Raw genomic sequence first — 21859 nt, 5'->3', positions numbered from 1 at the left:
CTAGCTGTCTCCTCGTCGTGGAAGCGTGATTCGTAAAAGGTCGTGGCCCACCCAGATGGGGCCGGTGTATTCGGTGGCAGCCTCGCGCAGTATTTCTGCATCGGAGACGGGTCCGAACGCCCCGACGGGGCTGAGCAGAAGGCCTCCGACCTGGGCTGCTGCTGCTACCCGTCCGGCTCCGACCGGATCACTATGGACCGCACGCATCCGGGCCAGGAGATGTCCGGCGCGGGCGGCCGGCAAGTGATCGCGGGCGTTCGTCAGGTAGGTTGTCTCATGGATCAGGAGGTCGGCCCCGGCTGCCAGCCGGCTCAGTGCGGGCGAGGGGCGGGTGTCCCCGGAGCAACATAGGCTGGTTCCATTTTGGTCGATCCGGTAGCCGAAGGCATGCTCGATAGGCCCGTGATCAACGAGCACGGCGGTGATGGTTGCTTCCCCGTCCTCGAGTGTGCAGTCCTGGTCAATTTCCGTGACTTTCACCAGGTCCCGCAGGTGGGGCCTGCCCTCGTCGGCCATCCTGGACCGGATGTCCAGGTCGAAGGCTTCGTAGTGGAGGTCAAAAAGCCTCCGCAGCGGTGGTGGGCCGATGACGTGGACCGGTCCCTCCAGCTGGGACCAGGCCAGATGCAGGAGGGTTGCGACGTCGGCGACGTGGTCGATGTGGTGGTGGCTGATGAGGATTCTGCGCAGCCTGGCCAGGTCGAGGCCGGCTGCCACGTATTGACCAACGACACCGTTTCCGCAATCGACCAGGGTCACCTCGCCGGCAAGGGTCAGTGCATGGGCTACCGGGCGCCGGCCGTGTTTGGGGGTGGGCCCGCCGGCGGAGCCGAGAACGATCACCTCCGGTGTATCCAGGGCAGGGTACTGCACCGTCGTGCGCGCGTCGACCCCTTCCGTGGTCAGCGCGGGGACCCCTGAAGGGGCTGGGTTCTCAGGCAATCCAGCCACCATCCATGAGCAGGGCCGCCCCGCTTGTATAGCTCGATTCGTCGCTGGCGAGGAAGAGCACCGCCTGGGATACCTCCTCGTAGGTGCCTTCCCGTCCGAGGGGAACGATTTGGCTGGCTTTGGCGGACCGCGCCCGGATCTGGTCGTCCGGGACACCGGCGCGCCGATCCCGGGTCATGGCTTCCAGGAAGCCCGGGCAAATCGCGTTGGAGCGGATCCCATCGGCTGAGAAGTCGCGGGCAAGCGAACGGGTCAGGGCGATGACCGCTGCCTTTGAGATACCGTAGGCGGCTTCTTGGGGGGAAGCTTTCATTCCGGCCGAGGACGCGGTGTTGACGATGGCGCCCCCGCCGTGCTTTTTCATGACCGGAATGGTCTCCCTGACGAACAGGTAGACGCTTTTGAGGTTGACTCCGAAGATGCTGTCCCACTGGTCCTCGGTCGTGTCTACGAGGGATTTGGCGGGCAACGGGTCGATACCGGCGTTGTTGAAGAGGACATCGATCCGACCGAAGGCGTCGACTGCGGCAGAGACGGCATGCCTTGCGGTCTCTCTTTGGGACACGTCGCCAGTGATTCCGATGACCTTCGTTCCGGCCTTCCCGATTTCCCGCACCGCCGCCTCCAGCGCATCGGCTGCCCAGTCGACAAGGACCAGGTGTGCCCCCTCGGCGGCGAACCGGCGCGCGGTGGCGAACCCGAGTCCGGAGGCGGCTCCGGTTATGAGGACTACGCGGTCAGAAAATCGGTGCTCAGTGCGGTTCATGCTGGCTATCTTTCTTTTCATCGGTTGGGAGGGCGCCGCGGGCGGTCGCGCCCCCACCGGTCAGGACGGGGCCGGTCAGCTCAGGCGGCAGTGTTCGATGTGGCGGTCTGCACCGGCGCGTCGATCATGCTCCTCCGGTAGGTTTCGGGAAGGCGGACCATCGCGATCAGTCCCAGGAGACCGATGACGATCAGGTAGAACGCGGGCATCAGTTTAAGACCGCTGGCCGCGACCAGGGCTGCGGCAACATACGGCGCTGACCCGCCGAAGATGGCGTATGCGACGTTGTAGCCCAGCGAAGCACCGGAGTACCTCACCCGTGCCGGGAACAGTTCTGCCTGGGCCACTACGACAGCTACGGAAATGGCTGTGCCGGGGATGATCGCGATGACCTGGCCGACGACGGCCCCCGCCAGGCTGCCTGAACCGATGAGCAGGAATGCCGGTATGGCGAGGATGATAAGCCCGATGGTTCCGCCGAGCAGAAGCGGTTTGCGGCCGATCCTGTCGCTCAGAACGGCGAAGAAGGGGACGAGTGCGGCCGCGAAGAGCAGTGTCACCGAGGTGGACAGCAGCGCCGTGCTCGGGTTTAAGCCGATGGTCGTAATGAGATAGGTCGAGGCGTACGTCTTCGCAACGTAGGATGCGACTGCTTCGACGGAGACGATGGCGATGAGGAGCAGCAAGGCCTTCTTGTGTAGACTCAGCAACTCCCGGATCGGCACGCGCTGGCGAACGGCCTCTTCTTTGGCCACAACGGCCTTGAACGCTGGCGTCTCTTCGACCTTGAACCGCAGGTAAAGCCCTGCTACCGCAAGCGGGAAGGACAGCAGGAAAGTAATACGCCAACCCCAGGCCAGCATCTGCGTCTGTCCCAGCACTCCGGTCAGCAATGCTACGAGGGTCGAGGCGGCCACAAAGGCAACGATCCCGATCGCCTGGATGCTGGATGTCCATAAACCACGCTTACCTTCAGGTGCGGACTCGGCCAGGAAGGCCGCCGCGCCGGAGGTTTCTCCGCCCGCGGACAGCCCCTGAAGAAGACGCAGGATGATCAGAAGTGTTGGCGCGGCCACTCCAATAGTCGAATAGGTGGGAAGAAGGCCGATGCACGCCGTTGCCGCACCCATCATCAGAATGGTCGTGGAAAGGGTGACGCGCCGCCCGAAACGGTCACCGAGATGACCGAAAATAATGGCGCCAACGGGCCGCGCTAGAAACGCGACACCGAAAACGGCCAGCGCAGAGAGTACTGACGTCACCGGATTACTGTTGGGAAAGAAAAGCGTTCCGAGGATGGTCGCCAGATACCCGTAGGCACCGAACTCGAACCATTCGACGGCGTGCCCAAAGCAAGCGGCAACAATGATGCGTGGCTTGGGGCGCGGAATTGCATTAGTGGAAGTGGCCACGAATGGTCTCCTTTCGGGTGGCGGCGTAACCGGTCAGGAACGGGTGGCGTTCGTGGCCTGGGCGGAACCATGGTGGCGCCGATTTGTGGGATGGGGGTTTAGCTTGCGGGAAAGTGTGTAGGCCGCTGTCAGGGCTGGTCCCAGTGAAGCCCCGGCACCGGCGTAGCCGGGACCCATCAGGGCGGCCGCGCTCTCACCGACTGCGAAGAGACCGGCGATAGGGTTGCCGCCGTTATCCAGGACCCTCGAATACGCGTCGACGGCGAGCCCGCCCTTGGTCCCATTGGCACCAAGGCCAACGGGAACAGCGAAGAAAGGTGCTTCGATGATAGGGCCGAGGCAGGGGTTCGGTTGGTGCTCCGGATCTCCGTTGAATCGGTCGTGGGCATTCGCGCCCCGGCCGAACTCCGGATCAGTTCCTTCCCTTGCATAGGTATTGAACGCCGAAACGGTGAGGCTCAAACCGGAGTGGGTAATACCTGCGCGGCTGGCTAGGGTCTCGATGTCCGGAGCCGACATCATCCATTCCGGGGGGTCGTGGGATGGTGTAATGCCGGCAATATTCCTGCTGTTCTTGAATTGTGCGTCGAAGATCAGCCAGGAGTGTGAGTTGGGGAATAGGTGGGAGGAGGCATCGAAATCGAAGAACGCCTTTCCCAGGTCGTTATAGGAGCTCGCTTCATTCACGAAGCGCTTCCCGGCGCGGTTGACGAGGATGGAACCCGGATATGCCAGCTCGCGCACGACGTTGCGGTGGAAGTCTGCCCCCTCGATCGACTCTCCCGGAATGGATATGGCCGCGGTCCACCAGGCTTCGGACATCCCCGAAAGATGCCCGCCGAGCGAGGTTCCCAGCATCATCCCGCTGCCAGCCGATCCCGGCGCTCCGGTCGGAACGATATCGACGAGCGGGAGGAAATCATGGCGAAGAGCGGTGTTTCGTGCAAAACCGCCAGCCGCAAGAACCAGGTTGTGTGCCAGGATCTCGGTCGAGTTACGGCCGTCGACCCCTAATGAGTACCAGTCAGCGTCCTGCCGGACTGCTGAGGTCACCTTGGACCCCGTCGTCAGCTGCACGTTGCGCCGCAGTGCTGCTCCAACGAGTCCGGCGATGAGACCGGAGCCCTGGGTACGGATGCCTGCGGCCTCACGCTGTTTCAGGGTTTCCCCACTGATGCCACGCCTCGATTCCGGTCCCGTGGCCGGACGCCGGACCGGCGATAACCTCATCCGTTCCCGCCATTCGCCGAGGCCTTCGGTGGAAACCGGTAATGGTTCAAGCGATCTGCCGAAGCCGGCGCCCGGCCAGTCCGGATGATAGTCGGCACGCTCGACACTGAGCAACGGGACGTTCAAATCATTTTCGAGGTACTCCACCATTCCCGGACCGTTAGACAGAAACGACTCTAAAATCTCGTCGTGCGTCGCTCCGAGCGAGACCCGCTGCAAATACGAACGAGCTGCGCCGGTCGAATCAATCAATCCGGCACGATCCATGGGCGCCGAGCATGGAACCCACATCTGGCCGCCGGAGAGGGCGGTGGTACCGCCAAGCAACTCATCCGCTTCAAACACAATTACGCTCAAACCAGAGTCAGCGGCCGCACACGCAGCCAGAAGTCCTGCACCGCCGGATCCGACCACCGCGACGTCGAATTTTGAACTGGCCACCGACGACATCAGTAATCCTCCGGTCTACCCGCAGAGGGAGCCGAACTGTTCCGCGGCAGGAGGGCCGCAGCGGTGTTGGTGTGTGCATCCATCGACTGCCTCCTTTCCTTCGGCTCGGTAAGGTATCCCGTTGCAAGCTGCCATGTGATCCACATCATGCTATTGGAAATCCTATAGGAGATCCTGCAGGAATGGAAGCTTCGGTCAGAATTCATGTTGTGAGCCTGTTTCGCCGACAAGCCCAGCCTCGGAGATCCGGACGCGAATCTCGTCGGACGCCGCCGAATGCTGATGCCCGTAAGCGGGTCGTCCACCGGACGCCTCCCCGGCAGCATTGAGCCCGTTCAGATCCGCGGGATTCCGCCCTCGCGAGATTCCCGTATAACCTGCCCGAATTAATGCCCGGTGAAGGTACCTTATACGCTACAGTCCAAAGTATGCTCATCGGCTACGCTCGTTGTTCGACCAGCTCTCAGGACCTCACCGCCCAGCGCAATGCCCTCTCGGCCGCCGGTGTGGACGCCGATGCGATCTACGTCGACCACGGGTTCACCGGGACCAAGCGCGACCGCCCTGGACTGGGTAAGGCCCTGGCTGCGTGCCGCGACGGCGACACGCTGGTGGTGACCAAGCTCGACCGCCTCGCCCGCTCGCTTCCGGACGCGAGGGACATCGCCGACGAGCTCACCCGCAAGGGAGTGACTCTGAATGTCGGCGGAAGCATCTACGATCCGCACGACCCTGTGGGCAAACTGCTGTTCAACGTCCTAGGCATGGTCGCCGAGTTCGAATCCGACCTCATCCGATCCCGGACCCGTGAAGGCATGGCGGTTGCGAAGGCCAAAGGCAAGCTTCGAGGTCGGCAGCCCAAGCTCTCCAAAACGCAGGAGGTGCACCTCGTGAGCCTCCACCGGGGCGGCAAGCACACCACGACGGAGATCGCCGAACTCTTCGGCGTCGCCCGCTCCACCGTTTACCGTGCGATCCAGCGTGCAGGGTCCGCGGCGTAGCTATCCGCTGATAACGCCGGTCACACCGTGCCCACGGTTCAGCACGGCCTGAGTACCTCAATTCACGCCGGTCCAAGACCCCATATTGGAGTGCGCGAGACACGCGTAAACCGCAAAGCTGATGCGCGCGTTTCCACCAACGGCCAAGACCTCACCGCCCAGAAAAACGCCCTCGTCGCTCTGGGGGTGACACCCGAGAAGACCTTCACGGACCAGGGCCTTACCGGTGCCAACCGGGCCCGGCCCGGACTCAGGGAAGCCCTGGCCGCCTGCCGGGACGGGGACACCATGGTCGTGCCCAAATTCGACCGCCTCGCCCTGGTCAAGCGTTAGTCATACCGGTCCGGCATCGCCCCGATCGCCTTCGATAGGTCGGATGTCGTAGGACCGAAGGAGAGCCGGCGAAGGAGCGATCCACGCCTAACCCCTTCTGAAGAAAACTTTGCTAAAACGCTTGACCGGCATAATAATTAACGCTAATTTACTAGTGATCAAACGCTTTAGCAGAATGGACATCAGCGCAGATGAAACGCTCAGTCTTCTTCCAGCCCACCGATGGATGGGTTGGGGATCTCATCCCCTTCGAGAAGGACGGGGAGTTCTGGCTCTTCTACCTTCACGAAGACCGCTCGGACCCGAAACCCGGCACTTCATGGAATCTGGTCACCACCAAGGACCTCACCCGGTTTGAGGACCACGGCGTTTCCCTGCATCACGGCAGCGAAGCCGATCTGGACTTCAACGCGTACACAGGCAGCATCGTCCTCGACGACACCGGCGTCCACCACCTGTTCTATACCGGCCAGAACCCCCGCAACCTCGGCCCGGACGGTGCGCCCCTGCAGCTGGTCATGCACGCCACGAGCACCGATGGCATGCAGAGCTGGGTAAAGCATCCGGAACTCACGTTCGGGGCCCCGGCCGGATACGAGTCCGGTGACTGGCGGGATCCCTTCGTGTTCCGGGATGAAAGCAAGGGCCAGTGGAGGATGCTGCTGGCGGCACGCCACTCCGCCGGGCCGGAACGGCGTCGCGGCGTCATCGCACAGTGCGTGTCCAGTGATCTCATGACGTGGCAGCACACCGACCCATTCTGGGACCCACGCCGCTACATCACCCACGAGTGCCCAGACGTCTTCTCCTGGGGTGACTGGTGGTACATGGTGTACTCCGAGTTTTCCGAATCGTTCACCACCCGTTACCGCATCGCCAAGAGCCCCGACGGCCCGTGGACCGTACCGAACCTGGACAGCATCGACGGCCGCGCCTTCTACGCATCCAAATCCGCAGAGCGCGACGGACGCCGCTTCTTCTTTGGATGGATCGCCAGCAAGGAAGGCAACACCGACGACGGTCCCTGGCAGTGGGCCGGCACGATGTCCGTCCTGGAAGCACGCCAGAACCCCGACGGAACACTGGGATTCTCCTTCGCCGACGAACTCCTAGACAGCTTCTGGGACGACGTCCCGGTAACCATGCCAAACGAGCTGCCCGCACGACTGGACGTACCGGACGGGTACACCGCCATCGTGTCCGAAGAAGAACTGCCCAGCCAGTTTTACGCCAAGGCGGTGCTGGACATCGACCCCCACACCACCGAATGCGGGCTGTTGCTCCGATCAGGCCAGGACGGGGACCAGTCCTACGTTCTGCGCCTGGAACCGAAACGCGGCAGGCTCGTCTTCGACAGATGGCCGCGGACCATCACCGGAGACGCGCAATGGCATGTCTCCGGGGACATTCCGTTTGACATCGAGCTCGAGCGCCCCTGCAACCTCGCCCCCGGCGAACACACGCTGGAAGTCATCGTCGACGGCGACCTGTGCGTCGCCGTCCTAGACCGGCAGGTCGCCCTCAGCACCAGGATCTACAACTTGCCGTCCGGGCGGGTCGGCGTTTTCGCCGGCGAAGGATCCGTCACTCTCACTGAACTTGAGATACGTAAGCGCACCGACAACTAAATGCCCGCCACCAAACCTCCGTTCCAATCAAAGGAGATTGTCTCAATGAAGAACTTATTTCGAACTGCAGCCGTGGCAACGGTCGCCACCCTTGCCCTCGCCGCGTGCGGCGGCGGAGGTGGAGCCGCCAGCCCCTCCAACGTCAACCCCACCGGGGACATCAAACCACGGCAAATCTCGTGGCTTCTGTCCCGGCCCGCTGACGGTGCAGTCATCAACATCATGAAAAAGATCGCCGATGAGTACGCCCAGACCCATCCGGGCTTCTCCCTCAACCTGATCACGACCCCAGACCGGCCCTCGTACATCCAGAAGTATGAGACTCTCGCCGCAGCGAACAAGCTTCCGGAGCTGTTCGACACGGACGCGACCCCGTTCGCCCAGCAACTCGCCAAGAAAGGCACGATGGTCGATGCCGAAAAGCTGCTCAAAGACCTCGGTGTCTATGACACCTACCGGCCCAATGCGCTGAACTACCAGCGCTTCGACGACGGATCCCTCTACATGATCCCGTTCCAATTCGAACTCGAGTACTTCTGGTACAACAAGGCACTCTTCCAGCAGGCCGGGGTATCGGTGCCGAAGTCACTCGACGACCTTCCCGCGATGTGCACGGCCCTGCGCAAGGCCGGCATCACCCCTCTCGCCCTTGACGGCCAGGACCAGTGGCCCCTTGAGCGCTACGTCTCCTATCAGCCCTTCCGCGACGCCGGACCCGACTTCGTGCAGAAGCTCAAGAAGGGTGAGGCGAAGTTCAGTGACGCCACCGGCCAGAAGGCAGTCAACTGGATAAGCCAGCTCGGAGCGGCCGGGTGCTTCCAGGACGGGTTCTCGTCCCAGGGGTACTCCGACGCCCAGAACCTGTTCACCTCCGGCAAGGCTGCCATGTACAACATCGGCACCTGGGAGCTGCCCAGCCTCGCGACCGACAAGCTGAATCCGGCGGTGCGTAACGACGTCGACTACTTCACGCTTCCGGCCGCGCCAGGTTCCGCCACGGCCGCCAACGAGTATGTAGCGACCTCCGGGATCGGCATGGCGGTCAACTCAAAGACCTTTGACCCGCTCGTGAAGGATTTCCTGAAGTTCGCCCTCGCCAAGTACCCCTCCGAGTACGCAGCCACCGGCGCCCTCTCGCCCACGACGAACGTCCAGACGACGATTCCCGCCAACGCGACACCGCTCTACAAGAAGGCGGTCGACCAGGCGCAGGATCTCGGGACGAAGCTGGCGATGCCTTGGGACACGCAGCTTGACCCGACCACGAACAGCAGGCTGCAACAAGAGCTCGTGCTCTTGGCACAGGGCAACATCAAGCCTGCCGAATTCACAAAAACGATGGATGACACCATCGCGCAAAACGCTCCGAAGTTCTTCAAGTAACCCCAAGCGGTGGGGGGCCCGGGCCCCCCACCCGAAAGGCACTCCCATGCTTCCCAACCGATCACGACTATCCGTCCTGGTCTTCCTGCTCCCGCCGCTGCTGCTCTACGGCGTCGCGGTGCTGTTCCCGATACTGCAATCGCTGTTCCTTAGTTTCTTCTCCTGGAACGGCATCAGCGACATGGAGTTCGTGGGTTTCGCGAATTACGTGCGCATGCTCACCGGCGACAGCGTCTTTTGGCACTCCTTCTTCAACGCCCTCGGCTACCTCGCCATCTGCCTCGTCCTCCAATTGGGCGGCGCGTTGTTTGTGGCCAGTCTCCTGACCTCGCTGCGCCGCGGTGCCGGAATCATCAAGACCCTCTACCTCCTGCCGGCCGTGATCTCGACGGTGGCCATCGCGTTTCTCTTCGTGCGCATCTATTCCATCGACCCGGTGGGGCTTCTCAACCAGGTCCTCGGCTGGATCGGTCTCGGCGGCCTGGAACGTTCTTGGCTTTCCGACGTCAATACTGTCCTCGCGGCTGTTTCGGCGCCCGAAGGCTGGCGGTTCACCGGCCTGTACATGCTCATCATCTACGCCGCCCTGCTGGCCGTCCCGCAGGAACTTGAAGAAGCAGCGCGCCTGGACGGCGCCAACCAATGGCAAATGTTCACCAAAATCCGCTTTCCCTACATCCGGCCCGTCTGGATCACCACCACGATCATGGCCACAACCTACGGCCTGCGCGGATTCGACATCCCCTACCTCATGACCAACGGCGGCCCGGGACAGTCCTCGGAACTCCTGACCACCTACATGTACAAAACCGCCTTCACGAGCACCGACTTCGGCTACGCCAGCACCATCTCCGTGTTCATCGTCGTCGAGTGCCTCGTCGCGGTCGGATTCATCTTGCTCATGCTCAAACGAAAGGCCGACGCATGACCGCGCCAACAGCCCCTGTTACCAGGCCGATCACCGGCCCGCCAAGCAGCCGGCCGCCACGGCTCCGGCGGCGCAAACCAAACGCCTTCCGCACGCTGTCGAAGGTCCTGATCGTCCTCATCGTCATCGTCCAGGTCTACCCCCTCGCCTGGCTGTTCCTCACGAGCCTGCGCAACGAGCACGACTTCGCGACGGGCAATCCGTTCGCGCTGCCGACATCGTTGACGTTCGAGAATTACGCCCGGGCGTTCCAGACCGGCAACCTCGGCCAGAACATCCTGAACAGCTTCATCGTCACGATGGGCGCCAACCTCCTGATCGTCCTGCTCGGGATGATGGCAGCCTATGCCCTGCAGGTCCTCGGATTCCGGTTCAGCAAATTCGTCCGGGGCCTCTTCCTGATCGGCATCATCGTGCCGGTGCAGATCGCGCTCGTGCCGCTGTTCATCGACTACTCGTCCGTGAACCTGCTGGACACCTACCAATCGATGATCATCCCCCTGGCGGGGTTCGCCCTTCCCATGTCGATCTACCTCTTCTCGTCGTTCTTTGAGTACATTCCCCGCGAGACCTACGAGGCAGCCTCCCTCGACGGCGCCGGCCCATACCGCATCTTCGGGCTGATCACCCTTCCGCTCTCGACCAACACGGTGGTGACGGTGGTCATGGTGAACAGCATCTTCATCTGGAACGACTTCATCTTCGCGAACACCTTCGTGCTTTCCGAAGGGCTCAAGACCATCCCACTGGGGCTGCAGAACTACATCGGAGCAATGGGCAAGGTCGACTGGACCGCAACGTTCGCCGCTGTCTGCATCACCATCACGCCCTTGCTTCTGGTCTTCCTTGTCCTGAACAAGGCCATGATCCAAGGATTGGAAAGCGGGGCGACGAAGGGATGACGGCCATGGCAGACGGATATACTCCCGATGGAGGACAGATGATTTCGCAGGAGAAAAATGCAGGCACCGCGGCCACCCCCGGCGTTCCTGTCAGAATAGGCCGCGCCCAACCGGTTACCCTCCGCGAAGTTGCTGAAGCAGCTGGCGTCTCCACTGCCACGGTCTCGCTCGTGATCAACAAGAAGAAAAACGCCCGCATCGCAGATGGGACACGTCAACGCGTCAAGGACGCGATCCGGCAGCTCGGCTACCGCCCCAACGCGATGGCCAAGACCTTGGTCAGCGGCACCTCACGGTTCATCGGGCTGGTCGCAGACGGCGTCGCCACCACCCCCTTTGCCGGCCAGATCATCCACGGAGCGCAGGACGAAGCCTGGAAACACGGGTACGCGCTGCTGATCGCCAACACCGAAGGCAACAGCGACCTGGAAGAGGACGCGATCGCCATGATGCTGGAATACAAGGTACGCGGCATCCTGTACTCGACGTGGTTCCACCGGCCCACCGACATCCCGGAAACACTGCGCGAGGCGGACTTCGTCCTCGTCAACTGCTTTTCTCCCGAGCCCGGGGCGGCCCGCGCTGTCGTACCCGACGAAGCCCAGGGTGGGCGGTCCGCGACGGAAATCCTGCTCCGGGGCGGCCACCGGCGCATCGCCTTCATCAACGCCACGATCCCCGCCCCCGCCAAGGACGGACGGCTCCAAGGGTACAAAGAAGCACTGGAGGCTGCCGGAATTCGGTTCGACCCCCACCTGGTCATGGAAGCCTATCCGGACCAGGAAGGCGGATACGGCGCCACCGAAGAGCTGCTCAAACGCAACGTCACCGCCGTGTACTGCTACAACGACCGCATGGCCATGGGGCTCTACGACGGACTGCGGGAACACGGGCTCTCCATCCCTGACGACATCGCCGTGGTCGGATTCGACAACCAGGAAGTGATCGCAGCCCACCTTCGGCCTCCGCTGTCCACGGTGTCACTGCCCCACTACGAACTCGGAGCGGCAGGAGTACGCATGCTGCTGGGCTTGGACGAAGCACCCATCGACTCCGCAGTGAAGATCGCGTGCCCCACCATTGAACGCGCATCCGTGGCTGTGCACTCGCCCGCATAGGTTTCGAGCACCCGGCTAGACTCCCAGGCCGCAGTGTCGAACTGCGCTGCGATCCCCGGCGCCCCCGCCAGGCTGCGCCTCGTCACGCCAGAATGCCGCGGCCAAAGGCCGAGACCATACTTACGATCACATCCGCTGTCCGCGAAGCGCAGCGGTTCTGAGCCACCACGTCCGGCGGGCCGCCGGAAGAGGGAACAAACGATGACATCCAATTCCACCGTCACAGCCCCGGCGGGACCGACTATCGATCGCCCGCTGAACCACTTCACTGCGGAACGCATGTGGATCAACGATCCGAACGGCCTGATCCACCACAATGGCCTGTACCACCTGTACTTCCAAGCCAATCCTTACGGAACGGATTGGGGAAACATGTCCTGGGGCCACGCCACCTCCCCGGACCTGTTGAACTGGACCGAGCACCCGGTGTCCCTGCTCTGCGACGAAGATGAGGAAGTGTTCTCCGGCAGCGTTGTGTTCGATGCGAAGAACAGCAGTCGGCTGGGAACCGCAGAGCACCCACCCTTGGTAGCCATCTACACGAGCGCCTACACGGCGGCCTCGCCACACCGCGGAACGCAGGCACAATCATTGGCGTACAGCATCGATGGCGGCTACACGTGGACCAAATATAGAAGGAACCCCGTACTCTCACGGGGCTCCGCGCATTTCCGCGACCCAAAAGTGTTCAAGTACGAAGGCACGATTGGAACCTACTGGGTCATGGCCGCAGTGGAAGCTGAACAGCGCGAAGTTGTCTTCTACCGTTCATACGACCTGATGCAGTGGGAGTACCTCAGCAGCTTCGGCCCGGCCAACGCCACCGGCGGAGTATGGGAGTGTCCGGACCTGTTTCCCCTCCCGTTGGACGGGGACCCCGGCGCCACCAAATGGGTCCTGACGGTCAATCTGAACCCCGGTGGTCCCAACGGCGGTTCCGCAGGACAATACTTTATCGGGCACTTCAACGGAGTGTCGTTCGCGTCCGATACGACTGTCCCGGCGGGCCCGGAAGACCTGAAAACGTACGACTGGCTGGACTGGGGCCGGGACTACTACGCGGCGGTCTCCTTCAACGATGCACCCGGCGGCCGGCGCATCATGATCGGCTGGATGAGCAACTGGGACTACGCCGCCAATACCCCTACGGCGCCTTGGCGGGGCCAGATGTCCCTCCCACGCGAAATCACCTTGGCAACCCGAAACGGACGCCCTCGGCTGGTCCAACGTGCGGCGGTCGATGAACTCCTCAGGGGACCCGACCCGTTCATCCACGATGGTCCAATAAGGCTGTCGGACAGCACACGGCGGTTTGAAGGCGTCTTCCAGCGGACAAATTGCATAAATGTTGAATTCCGGACCCAGGACGCAAAGGAAATGGGATTGCTGATCCGGGGTCGGAACGGTGAGATACGTCTTGCGCTGAACCCGATGGAGGGGATGCTACGTCTGGACCGCACACGTGCGGGTGAAGTCTCCTTCAATGATGGGTTCGCTTCTGTCGAGACAGCCCCCATCGACCTGTCCACGGGATCATTCCACGCCAGCATCTATCTGGACTCAAACTCCATTGAAGTCTTTGTCGACGAAGGAAACACCGTCATCTCGGACGCCGTCTTCTCCACAGGATCGCTGACGTCCCTGTCCTTGTATGCAACTGGAGGAAATGCAGTTGTTGAGCACTTGTCGATCACAGGACGATCATGAGCCCCTTCTGCGTCGGTGGAATATCCGCGGCAGGAGATCCTGCTTCGTTGATCTTGATGCGCCGGGTTCCAGTTCACCATCGCCGACGGCGATCGCGAACTCCGACCCCGCCCGCCATTGTTCCGCAGCAGAAAAGTGTGCACGACTTCGGAAAATTGCGTACACAGGACTTCGGAAAATGACAGCCCGGGCATGTCCGAGTTCAATGCTGTCCACGACCCAGATAACTTCCCGAAAGGTTAACTTATGCAAATGACCCAGCAAGCCGATGACCGCACTCAACCCATTGATGTCATTGTCGTCGGTGAAGCCCTTGTGGACATCGTCATTTCCGCCACGGGCACCGTCGAGCATCCCGGCGGATCACCAGCGAACGTCGCATACGGACTCGGACGGCTCGGAGTGAGCACTGCCTTGTTGACCTCAATCGGTGACGACTATCTGGCCGACGCTATCGAGAAGCACCTTCGCAGCGCCAGCGTCAATCTCTTGCCCGGATCCAAGGGCCGCGGCGGGACAGCAACGGCAACCGCCGTCCTTGCTGCGGACGGATCAGCCAGCTATGACTTCGACATTGCATGGGATCTTCCGCAGACCGCTCCCGCGATCCTTCCCAAAGTCCTTCACACCGGATCCATAGCTACTTTCCTGGCACCGGGAGCGGCAGCAGTAAAGGATCTCCTTGAGCAATCACACGAACACTGTGTCGTCACCTATGATCCGAACATCCGCCCTGCACTGCTCGGCAGTCAGTCAGAGGCGAGAGGCATCTTCGAGGATCTCGTTCCCCTCACAGACGTCGTCAAACTCAGCGACGAGGACGCATTGTGGCTCTATCCAGGACTGTCGCTTGAAGACACGGCCAAGCACATCCTCGGCCTGGGCGCCGGGCTTGTGGCGGTTACCAAAGGGTCCGAGGGATCCCTCCTTTCAACGGCAGACACGCAGGTGATCATTCCCTCGGTCAAGTCTGTAGTGGCCGACACCATCGGCGCTGGCGACTCGTACATGGCTGCCTTGATATACGGACTCCTGATGCGCGGAACAGATGGACTCGCGCCGGCGGTGCTGGAATCGCTTGGCCGCATGGCTTCAAAAGCAGCAGCCATCACAGTGCGCCGTCCCGGCGCCAACCCCCCGACGTCGGAGGAGCTGCAAGCGGAACTTCCGGAAGATGAACCCGCGCCCCAAATGAGCCCAACTAGGGCTTAGGCGCCAGAGTTGTTTGTTCCCTGCTCTGCAGTGCAGCCGACTTCTGACGTGCACACGACTTCGGAAACTGACATCTAACCGAGCTGTCTCACCCCATCATCCTGTCTCGGAAATACCCAAAACACGCCGCGAGACGCGATGAGCAGTGAGACGACTTTGCGAGACGTCCGGCGTCTGGCGGCATCCGCGTGATTCCGGGGCGTTGATCATTTGGGCCGGCCGGGCGCGCGCTGTCTCGTAAAGCTGTTGTTTATTGAGGCAGCCAGGAGGTCGGGCTCCGTCCGAATCTAGGTTGCTGTTGGCGCCCCCTCACAGTGCATTTCACCGCGGCGACCAGGTACACCCGGCCGCCGCCCCGATAGAGGGCCGGGAACGGAATAGCGGTGCCTTGCACGGGGTTGTTGCGGCTATGACCAGCTACGTGGCAGCCACCGCCTTCGGTGGCACTGAGGCATTGTCCGTTTTGAACGAGACCCTGGGCGAGCCGGGCCCCGGAGAGGTCCGCCTCCGGGTCCACGCCGTCGGGACCAACCCCGTGGACTTCAAGGTCTACAGCGGCGCCTACGGGCGCGATGACGCACGGCTGCCGCTGCGGATCGGCTCCGAGGCCGCGGGCACCGTCACCGCCGTCGGACCGGAGGCGGTCGGACCGGCCGGGCGCATCTCCGTGGGTGACGAGGTCATCGTGTTCCGCGCGCCGGGGGCCTACGCCGAGGAACTTCTGGTTCCCGCCGGGGCCGTGCTGCCCAAACCCGCCACCTTGGACTGGAACCAGGCCGCGGGCCTGATGCTCACCGGCGTCACTGCCACCCACGCACTTGCGGCCACGGCGGTAGGCGCCGGAGACACCGTGCTCATCCACGGCGGCGCCGGCGGGGTGGGCATCATGGCCATCCAACTGGCGGCCAGCCGGGGTGCCACAGTGGTTGCTACGGCAAGTCCGGCGAACCACGCATTGCTAGCGGAGCTGGGGGCCATTCCGGTGGCCTACGGGCCCGGGCTGGCGGACCGCGTGCGGGCGGCGGCGCCCGGCGGCGTCGACGCCGCCCTGGACCTGGTGGGCACGGACGAGGCCCTGGACGTGTCACTGGAACTGGTGGCGGACCGGGACAGGATTGCCACCATTGCCGGGTTCAGCGGCGGATTTGGGGCCGGCATCAAGGTGCTTGGCGGTGCGCCCGGCGCGGACAACGGCGCCGCCATCCGCGACGCCGCCCGGCTGGAGCTGGTCCGGCTGACGGAGGCCGGAGCGCTCACCGTCCACGTGCAGCAGACCTTCCCTCTCGCGGAGGCCGCGGCGGCGCACCGGCTGCTGATGGACGGCCACGGGGCGGGCAAAGTCATCCTGGTGCCGTAGCCAGCGGCCCGCTCCGCCGCCGTCGGGCTTTGGTGCAGGCGGGGGGCTCCGGCCTGGGCTTGGCTTAACCGGCCACCCCCCGACGGGTGTAATCACTAGGCCCACACCTGTGGCCCCACGCTAGAGTGGCGCCCGACGACGCCTGACCTGCACAAACGAGGTCGGTTCCTTGCCGGAGTCCCGTCGGACCCCGAGAGAACCTAGGAACTGGAACAGTGCTCAAGATGCCGGTTCACCCAAAACTTTCTGAGATTTCCGCGACACGATTCTGCCCGTGCCCGCACTGTATCCGTAGGGAGGGGTTTGTCTCGAGCGGCCTGTTTCTTAGGAACCTGTCGCCAGGCTGACTTCCTGGTGCACCGGCCACTGACCTAACAGCCCCATCCCTACGGGGCCGGGTCGCCGTCCGTGGATGCAGCTTTGTCTGCGCCGGGGAGCCCCCTGATCAGGGCCGCCATGCGGCGCACCGCCTCGGGTTCGTCCTCCCAAGAGCTCCCGTCACGCGTGCAGGCGCGGAACGTGTTCACGCCGGCATCTTCGGCCGCCTGGTTGAGCTCGGCCCAGGCCTTTCTCAAATCTGCCAGCTGCGCGGGTGTAAATGGCTCGCGCTCCTCCTTGGGTGCGGCCACCGCGGCAGGGGAGGAATCCTCCGTGGGTTATCTACACTCCTGGAAGGTGAGGAGGCACTGTTGGGACGAAAGGACGACACGCCGTAGCTCTTCGTTATCCCACACTCCTAAGGGACGGTAAGCAACGATCCCTTTCATGGCATGGATTGTAGAGGTGGCGTTGCTTCAGGATGGCTGGAAGACCCGTCTCATCGTGGACAGTGAAAGCTACGACCCCCACCCGGAAGCGATGGGCTTTGTAGTAGCCCTCAACGCAGGAGAGCGCTCCCCGAATACCATCAAGGCCTACCTGAGCGCGGTGGCGGTCTTCCTCACTTGGACCGATGAGCATGGTGTCGACTGGCGAAAGGTAAATATCCTCGAATTGGCGCGATACAAGCGCCACCTGCAAGAAGCGCCCGGCAGAGGCGGGAAGCCCCGGTCGCCAGCGACTGTGAGTCTGTCTCTTACGGCTGTGGCGGAGTTCCTGCGCTACTGCTCCGCCGACGGCCACATCGACCCTTCTGTGGCGAATCGTCTAGTCGAGAACCGCTGGGTGCAACCGCGCCGCGGCGCTGGAGAGAACGGCCAGTTTCGCCGGACGAGGATCAACGCACTGCGGGTCAGCCTCACCGAGCGGCCCCCGGAGGTTCTTAGCGACGAGCAGGTTTCAGCGTTGCGGGCAAAGACCGCTACTGCCCGGGACCGCTTCCTGTTGAAAGTGCTACATGACGGCGGGCCGCGCATTGGAGAAGCATTGGGGTTGCGCACCGAGGATGTGCATCTGCTGCCGAATTCCCGATCACTCGGATGCGCGGTGGCCGGGGCTCACTTCCACGTCCAACGTCGGACCGATAACCAGAACGATGCACTTGCGAAGTCCCGGCGCCCGCGTCACCTGCCTGTAGCGAACACCTTCATCGAAGACTACCGGGAGTATCAACATGAAAGGTACATGCGTTTTGGCGAAGAACAGAGTGCCTACTTATTCGTCAACTATGGCGGCCCTGAGCGTGGCCAGCCGATGACCTACTCGAACGCCTACAAAGTCATCACTCGCCTCGGTCGAGCGTGCGGCTTCCGTGCGACTCCCCACATGTTCCGCCATTCCGCGGCCACTGCCTGGGTAGAGGCCGGAACCGATGTCGATGTTGTCCAGCAGCTCCTCGGCCATGCCTCACCTTCCTCGACAGCGATTTACATGCACGCTTCGGATGAGCGCATGCGGGAGGCTGTTGCCGTCGTTCACGCAGCTCGGGGCCTGCAGTGACCGCGGTTGCCCTCGAACTACCGGTCGCGCCCCCCTCTACTCGCCTGTCATGGCAGGAATTCCTGAAAGAGTCCTTGGACCCGGTGTGGCGGGAGGACGAGTGGAACCCCGAAACATGGACGTTCGTGGGTGTGCTCGGCAATCCGTGGACAGACATCTCAATCTGCATGCGAGCTGGGTGCGAAGTCGTAGTCGATGGCACCAACAGGATATGTGATGGATGCCGCAAGGAGCGGCAACTAGCCGGCTCCAAGGACCTTCCACCCTACGTCGCAGGCGAGTGGTCCCGAAGGCAACCTGGCAGAGCCAAGCGGTTTATCCTCGGGGGATTGCGACCTTCCATCAGGAGCGAGGTCCTGTTCGGATTACAGGAGGGCGACCGGCATAGGAAGGCAATCCGACCAGCACAAGTGGCTCTTCTGCTTACGAAACTCCCGGCAGGGATCGAGTCGATATTGGACGCGCCCGACTCCGGTCTTCCGGGTCTGCAACGCGCGCTGCTTCGGGCGATCCAGCAGCGTGTTCGTCGTCTGCGCACCGTGTTCGAAGGTGACGACGGCACCGCTGGAGATATATGGGACTGCGCGCTCGTCGGGCTGCTATCTCGACCAAACGACCCGTACCCTGCGGTCAGTGGACAACTCGATTTCACCGTGATCCGCCAAAGGTGGCTCCGCGACATTGCGCTTGCTGTGCTCCGTGCAAGACGGCCCACCGTTACAGATTGCCACCGCTACATTCAGTCTGCCGCCATCGCCAGTTCCGTCCTGTCCGGGCGCCCGAACGGGAACAAACCAACGGAATTGACCGCTGGCGACATGACCGCAATCTGTCAGGCATTCAAGTCGGCTATGTCGCCGAAGGGAACGCCGTATTCCGACAGCCATCGCCGGAAAATTCTGGGCTGGTGGCGTCGACTGACCGACTTCGCCCGCTCTGCTGGGTTGATGGACGCCATCCCGGGGACATTCACGGTCGGCCCGGACCACATGATTGGCGGGACAGAAACAAACGAAGGCCCGGGACGCGCCATCCCAGAGGAGTGGATCGCGCATCTTGATGCGCACATTCAGCTGCTCGGGACTTCGTCGGAATACCAACCCAGCGGTTGGACCGCTGAAGATCTTCGCGAAATGTATCGCGTCTTCTACCAATTGCTCCGAGACACCGGGCGCAGGCCGAGCGAGATCGCACGGTTGTCGGATCGGCCCATCGAGTACTCCAAAGGCCAACCGTCACTGATCTATGACAACCGCAAGGCCGGGCGTCTCGGCCGACGGCTGCCCATCGACTCGTCAACGGCGGAAATCATCGAAAAGTGGGCAGCGCGGCTGACCACCATGCTCATCCCAAGCGCTTCCGAGGGTCACTTGTTTCCGGCGCCGGGCGCCCAGAATCGTGCACGGCGCGTTCATCTGAATGCCAATCAGTTCCGAAGAGCGTTCGTAGCCTGGATCGAGGGTCTCCCCACAGCTGCAGGGTTCTCGGAGGAGGCTTCAGACTTCCCCGTGGACAACATCGATCCGTACGGATTCCGGCACGCTTACGCCCAGCGGCATGCGGACAACGGAACACCGATCGATGTACTTCGCGACCTGATGGACCACAAAGAAATCGAAACGACAATGGGCTATTACCGGGTGACGTTGGCCCGGAAGCAGAGAGCCGTCGAGTTGGTCGCCAAACTGGCACTCGATAGGCATGGCTCACCGGCGCCGTTCCCTAGCGAAATCGCCTATGAACGCGCAAGCGTTGCCACGGCATATGGCAACTGCACGGAACCGAGCAACGTCAAGGCCGGAGGAAAGAGCTGTCCCATTCGCTTCCAGTGCAGCGGATGCGGCTTTTATCGGCCTGACCCGTCGTATCTGGCCGCGATCGAGCAGCAACTTGCCCAACTTCGTGCAGACCGCGCCATCGCCCTCGCCGTCGACGTCGCGACCTGGGTACTGGACAACCTCGACGAGCAGATCAAGTCCTATGACCGGATCGCCTCCACCATGCGGGAGCAACTGGCCGCCCTCGATGAACCAGAACAACAGACGGTAAAGTCCGCATGTTCCGACCTCAGGAAAGCCCGGCAGACTCTCCTGATCCCGGCTGAATCCCTCAAACGGAGACCCGATGACAGCATCATCTAGCGTCACCGCTCGCACCGAGCGGCTAGTCGCGAAACGCAAGCTCGCCGCGGCGGAGAAACAGGCTCACACCCTCGCGTTCATCGAGCGTCTACTTGCCTCCCAAGGGCGTGTGACGTTCGTGGACGTGCAACGCGGCGCAGGTGTGTCGACCTGGTTTGTTTACAACAACCCGGTGGTCCGTGCAGCAATCGAAGACGCGATGCGCGAGCAGCGCACCGCTCGCTCGATCGATGCTGTTAAGCCAGCCGACGATCGCACCATCCGTGGGCTTCGCGCCGAGTTAGCCGACGCCAGGGCCGAAATCCGCGACCTCCGGGAGGAACGTGAACGCCTCCGCCGAAGGCTCCAGCGCAACCTGGGCGACCAAATCAGCACCATGGAAAAACGTGAGCTACTAGAACGCCTCCGCGTGCTCGAAGACGAGAACAACCAGTTGCAGACGTCCCTTCGGGCGACCACCGAGGACCACGCGGCCATTCGGCGTGAACTCGACAATTCCCAAACCGAACTCGAAGGGACACGGCTCGCGCTCCGCCAAATGGTGCGCCAGCAGTCATCGGCTCTGACTTAGATCCTCGCACGACTCTCCTCTTGAAGCCCAGGGCGCTAGGGCTGGCGGGTCGCGTCAGCGGCAGTCGGCAGCGGTTGACCAGGGCACGAAGTAAGAACGTTTGTCATTGCGTTCTTCTCAGCGGCTGTGACCCACAGGTGGTACTTCACCTTCACCGCGACCTGGCGCGCGACATACGAACACCGGAACTTCTTGTTCGGAGGTAACCAGGATGCCGCATCTGATGCGCCCTTTTGCTGATTTGTCGGACCGTCGACGGCAATGAGATTCAGAGGATCATTAGCGAACGCGGTTCGCTCCTCGCGTGTGAGCTGCTGCGCCCCCTTTTGCCATGCATCCGCCTCTGCCGAAACGTGGTCAATTTGAACTGCCATCGACGACGTCTCACCACGCTTAAATTGGATCGTCCGCCCCGTGTATGGGTCGGCCAAGATCCCGGAGTTCACAACGCAATGAGGAGCGGCCTTCTTCGGAGCAGGCGTCTTGCACACAATTGAGGTGAGGTCGCGGGAGAGAACATCGTCTCTCGTTGAAAGTCCGTTTCCGGACCATGGCGCAGTGCTGCTATCGGTCCACGCGTCGCCGAACTCAGCTCGCGCGTAACCAGTCATCGGAGCGCGTCCCTTGATCTGAAGGGTATCGAGCCCCGCCATCGCGGCGCTCGGCTTACCAGCTGGCACCTGCACCGGCGCGACAGTTGGCGCGGCTCCGCAACCGGCCAGCGCCGAAACCACAAGAGCCCCAACCAGCAGGTATGAAAGCTTAGATGATGGGGCGGAGGAACGACGCTCGTCACACAGGTCCCTCAGATTCTGGAGCTGTCCTCGGGTCGGCTGAAAGCCCGTCATCACAGGACTCCAGCGACGGCGCAACTATTCCGAGTGTAGATAA

18 protein-coding genes and 1 pseudogene are annotated in these 21859 nt (G+C 62.4%); 13 read left to right on the top strand and 6 right to left on the bottom strand.

The features are described 5' to 3' along the window. From AC1DJB_RS12835 to AC1DJB_RS12820, 4 genes are all read right to left on the bottom strand, one after another. Nucleotides 1–942 (bottom strand): MBL fold metallo-hydrolase, encoded by a 942-nt coding sequence (locus AC1DJB_RS12835; protein WP_476910410.1) that lies wholly within the window; start codon nt 940–942, stop codon nt 1–3. Then, nucleotides 935–1717: an SDR family NAD(P)-dependent oxidoreductase gene (locus AC1DJB_RS12830; protein ID WP_476910409.1), complete on the bottom strand. Its 783-nt coding sequence runs from the start codon at nt 1715–1717 to the stop codon at nt 935–937. The genes AC1DJB_RS12835 and AC1DJB_RS12830 overlap by 8 nt, the downstream gene beginning before the upstream one ends. An 80-nt stretch (nt 1718–1797) precedes the next feature. After that, complete coding sequence (locus AC1DJB_RS12825; RefSeq protein ID WP_476910408.1) at nt 1798–3129, bottom strand: MFS transporter; 1332 nt, start codon at nt 3127–3129, stop codon at nt 1798–1800. A gap of 33 nt (nt 3130–3162) precedes the next feature. Beyond that, nucleotides 3163–4800 carry an FAD-dependent oxidoreductase gene (locus AC1DJB_RS12820; RefSeq protein WP_476910407.1) on the bottom strand — a complete coding sequence of 546 codons (1638 nt, stop codon included), beginning with the start codon at nt 4798–4800 and terminating at the stop codon, nt 3163–3165. Between the two features lie 437 nt (nt 4801–5237). Between AC1DJB_RS12820 and AC1DJB_RS12815 the strand changes: the two genes are divergently transcribed. The 10 genes and pseudogenes from AC1DJB_RS12815 to AC1DJB_RS12770 all read left to right on the top strand — a co-directional run bounded on the left by AC1DJB_RS12815 (nt 5238) and on the right by AC1DJB_RS12770 (nt 16378). Beyond that, entirely contained in the window at nt 5238–5810 is a 573-nt protein-coding gene (locus tag AC1DJB_RS12815) for a recombinase family protein (protein ID WP_476910406.1), read from the top strand. A gap of 90 nt (nt 5811–5900) precedes the next feature. Continuing rightward, nucleotides 5901–6128, top strand: a pseudogene (locus AC1DJB_RS12810) (recombinase family protein); the annotation flags it as partial. A gap of 206 nt (nt 6129–6334) precedes the next feature. Continuing rightward, the gene (locus tag AC1DJB_RS12805) at nt 6335–7771 is read left to right on the top strand and encodes a glycoside hydrolase (protein WP_476910405.1); all 1437 of its coding nucleotides are present in this window, start codon (nt 6335–6337) and stop codon (nt 7769–7771) included. 45 nt (nt 7772–7816) lie between these two features. Next, the gene (locus AC1DJB_RS12800; RefSeq protein WP_476910404.1) at nt 7817–9154 is read left to right on the top strand and encodes an ABC transporter substrate-binding protein; all 1338 of its coding nucleotides are present in this window, start codon (nt 7817–7819) and stop codon (nt 9152–9154) included. A gap of 46 nt (nt 9155–9200) precedes the next feature. After that, on the top strand, nt 9201–10082 hold the full coding sequence (locus AC1DJB_RS12795; RefSeq protein ID WP_476910403.1) for a carbohydrate ABC transporter permease: 882 nt from the start codon (nt 9201–9203) through the stop codon (nt 10080–10082). Further along, a complete protein-coding gene (locus AC1DJB_RS12790) occupies nt 10079–10984 on the top strand; it encodes a carbohydrate ABC transporter permease (RefSeq protein ID WP_476910402.1) in 906 nt (301 codons plus the stop codon). Before AC1DJB_RS12795 ends, AC1DJB_RS12790 begins: the two co-directional genes overlap by 4 nt. Nucleotides 10985–11022: 38 nt before the next feature. After that, nucleotides 11023–12102, top strand: coding sequence for a LacI family DNA-binding transcriptional regulator (locus AC1DJB_RS12785; protein WP_476910530.1), 1080 nt, complete (start codon nt 11023–11025; stop codon nt 12100–12102). Nucleotides 12103–12303: 201 nt separating this feature from the next. Then, complete coding sequence (locus AC1DJB_RS12780) at nt 12304–13809, top strand: glycoside hydrolase family 32 protein (RefSeq protein WP_476910401.1); 1506 nt, start codon at nt 12304–12306, stop codon at nt 13807–13809. Nucleotides 13810–14055: 246 nt separating this feature from the next. Next, nucleotides 14056–15021 carry a carbohydrate kinase family protein gene (locus AC1DJB_RS12775; RefSeq protein WP_476910400.1) on the top strand — a complete coding sequence of 322 codons (966 nt, stop codon included), beginning with the start codon at nt 14056–14058 and terminating at the stop codon, nt 15019–15021. Nucleotides 15022–15430: 409 nt separating this feature from the next. Continuing rightward, nucleotides 15431–16378 (top strand): NADP-dependent oxidoreductase, encoded by a 948-nt coding sequence (locus tag AC1DJB_RS12770; protein ID WP_476910399.1) that lies wholly within the window; start codon nt 15431–15433, stop codon nt 16376–16378. Between the two features lie 386 nt (nt 16379–16764). Here the strand turns inward: AC1DJB_RS12770 and AC1DJB_RS12765 are convergent, their stop codons facing one another. Beyond that, entirely contained in the window at nt 16765–17007 is a 243-nt protein-coding gene (locus AC1DJB_RS12765; RefSeq protein ID WP_476910398.1) for a hypothetical protein, read from the bottom strand. Between the two features lie 154 nt (nt 17008–17161). On the opposite strand from AC1DJB_RS12765, the gene AC1DJB_RS12760 reads away from it, so the two are divergent. The 3 genes from AC1DJB_RS12760 to AC1DJB_RS12750 all read left to right on the top strand — a co-directional run bounded on the left by AC1DJB_RS12760 (nt 17162) and on the right by AC1DJB_RS12750 (nt 20968). Then, nucleotides 17162–18256, top strand: a complete 1095-nt coding sequence (locus AC1DJB_RS12760; RefSeq protein WP_476910397.1) for a tyrosine-type recombinase/integrase — start codon at nt 17162–17164, stop codon at nt 18254–18256. A 410-nt stretch (nt 18257–18666) separates the two neighbouring features. After that, entirely contained in the window at nt 18667–20397 is a 1731-nt protein-coding gene (locus tag AC1DJB_RS12755; protein WP_476910396.1) for a tyrosine-type recombinase/integrase, read from the top strand. Further along, nucleotides 20381–20968 (top strand): DUF6262 family protein, encoded by a 588-nt coding sequence (locus tag AC1DJB_RS12750; protein ID WP_476910395.1) that lies wholly within the window; start codon nt 20381–20383, stop codon nt 20966–20968. The genes AC1DJB_RS12755 and AC1DJB_RS12750 overlap by 17 nt, the downstream gene beginning before the upstream one ends. Nucleotides 20969–21003: 35 nt before the next feature. On the opposite strand, the gene AC1DJB_RS12745 is transcribed toward AC1DJB_RS12750, so the two are convergent. Then, on the bottom strand, nt 21004–21816 hold the full coding sequence (locus AC1DJB_RS12745; RefSeq protein WP_476910394.1) for an HNH endonuclease family protein: 813 nt from the start codon (nt 21814–21816) through the stop codon (nt 21004–21006). Nucleotides 21817–21859: the final 43 nt, after the last annotated feature.

The sequence above is a fragment of the Arthrobacter sp. 01T428 genome (genome assembly GCF_056398685.1).
The sequence above is the reverse complement of the archived record's forward strand: the minus strand, read 5'-3'. Positions and strand labels throughout refer to the sequence as shown.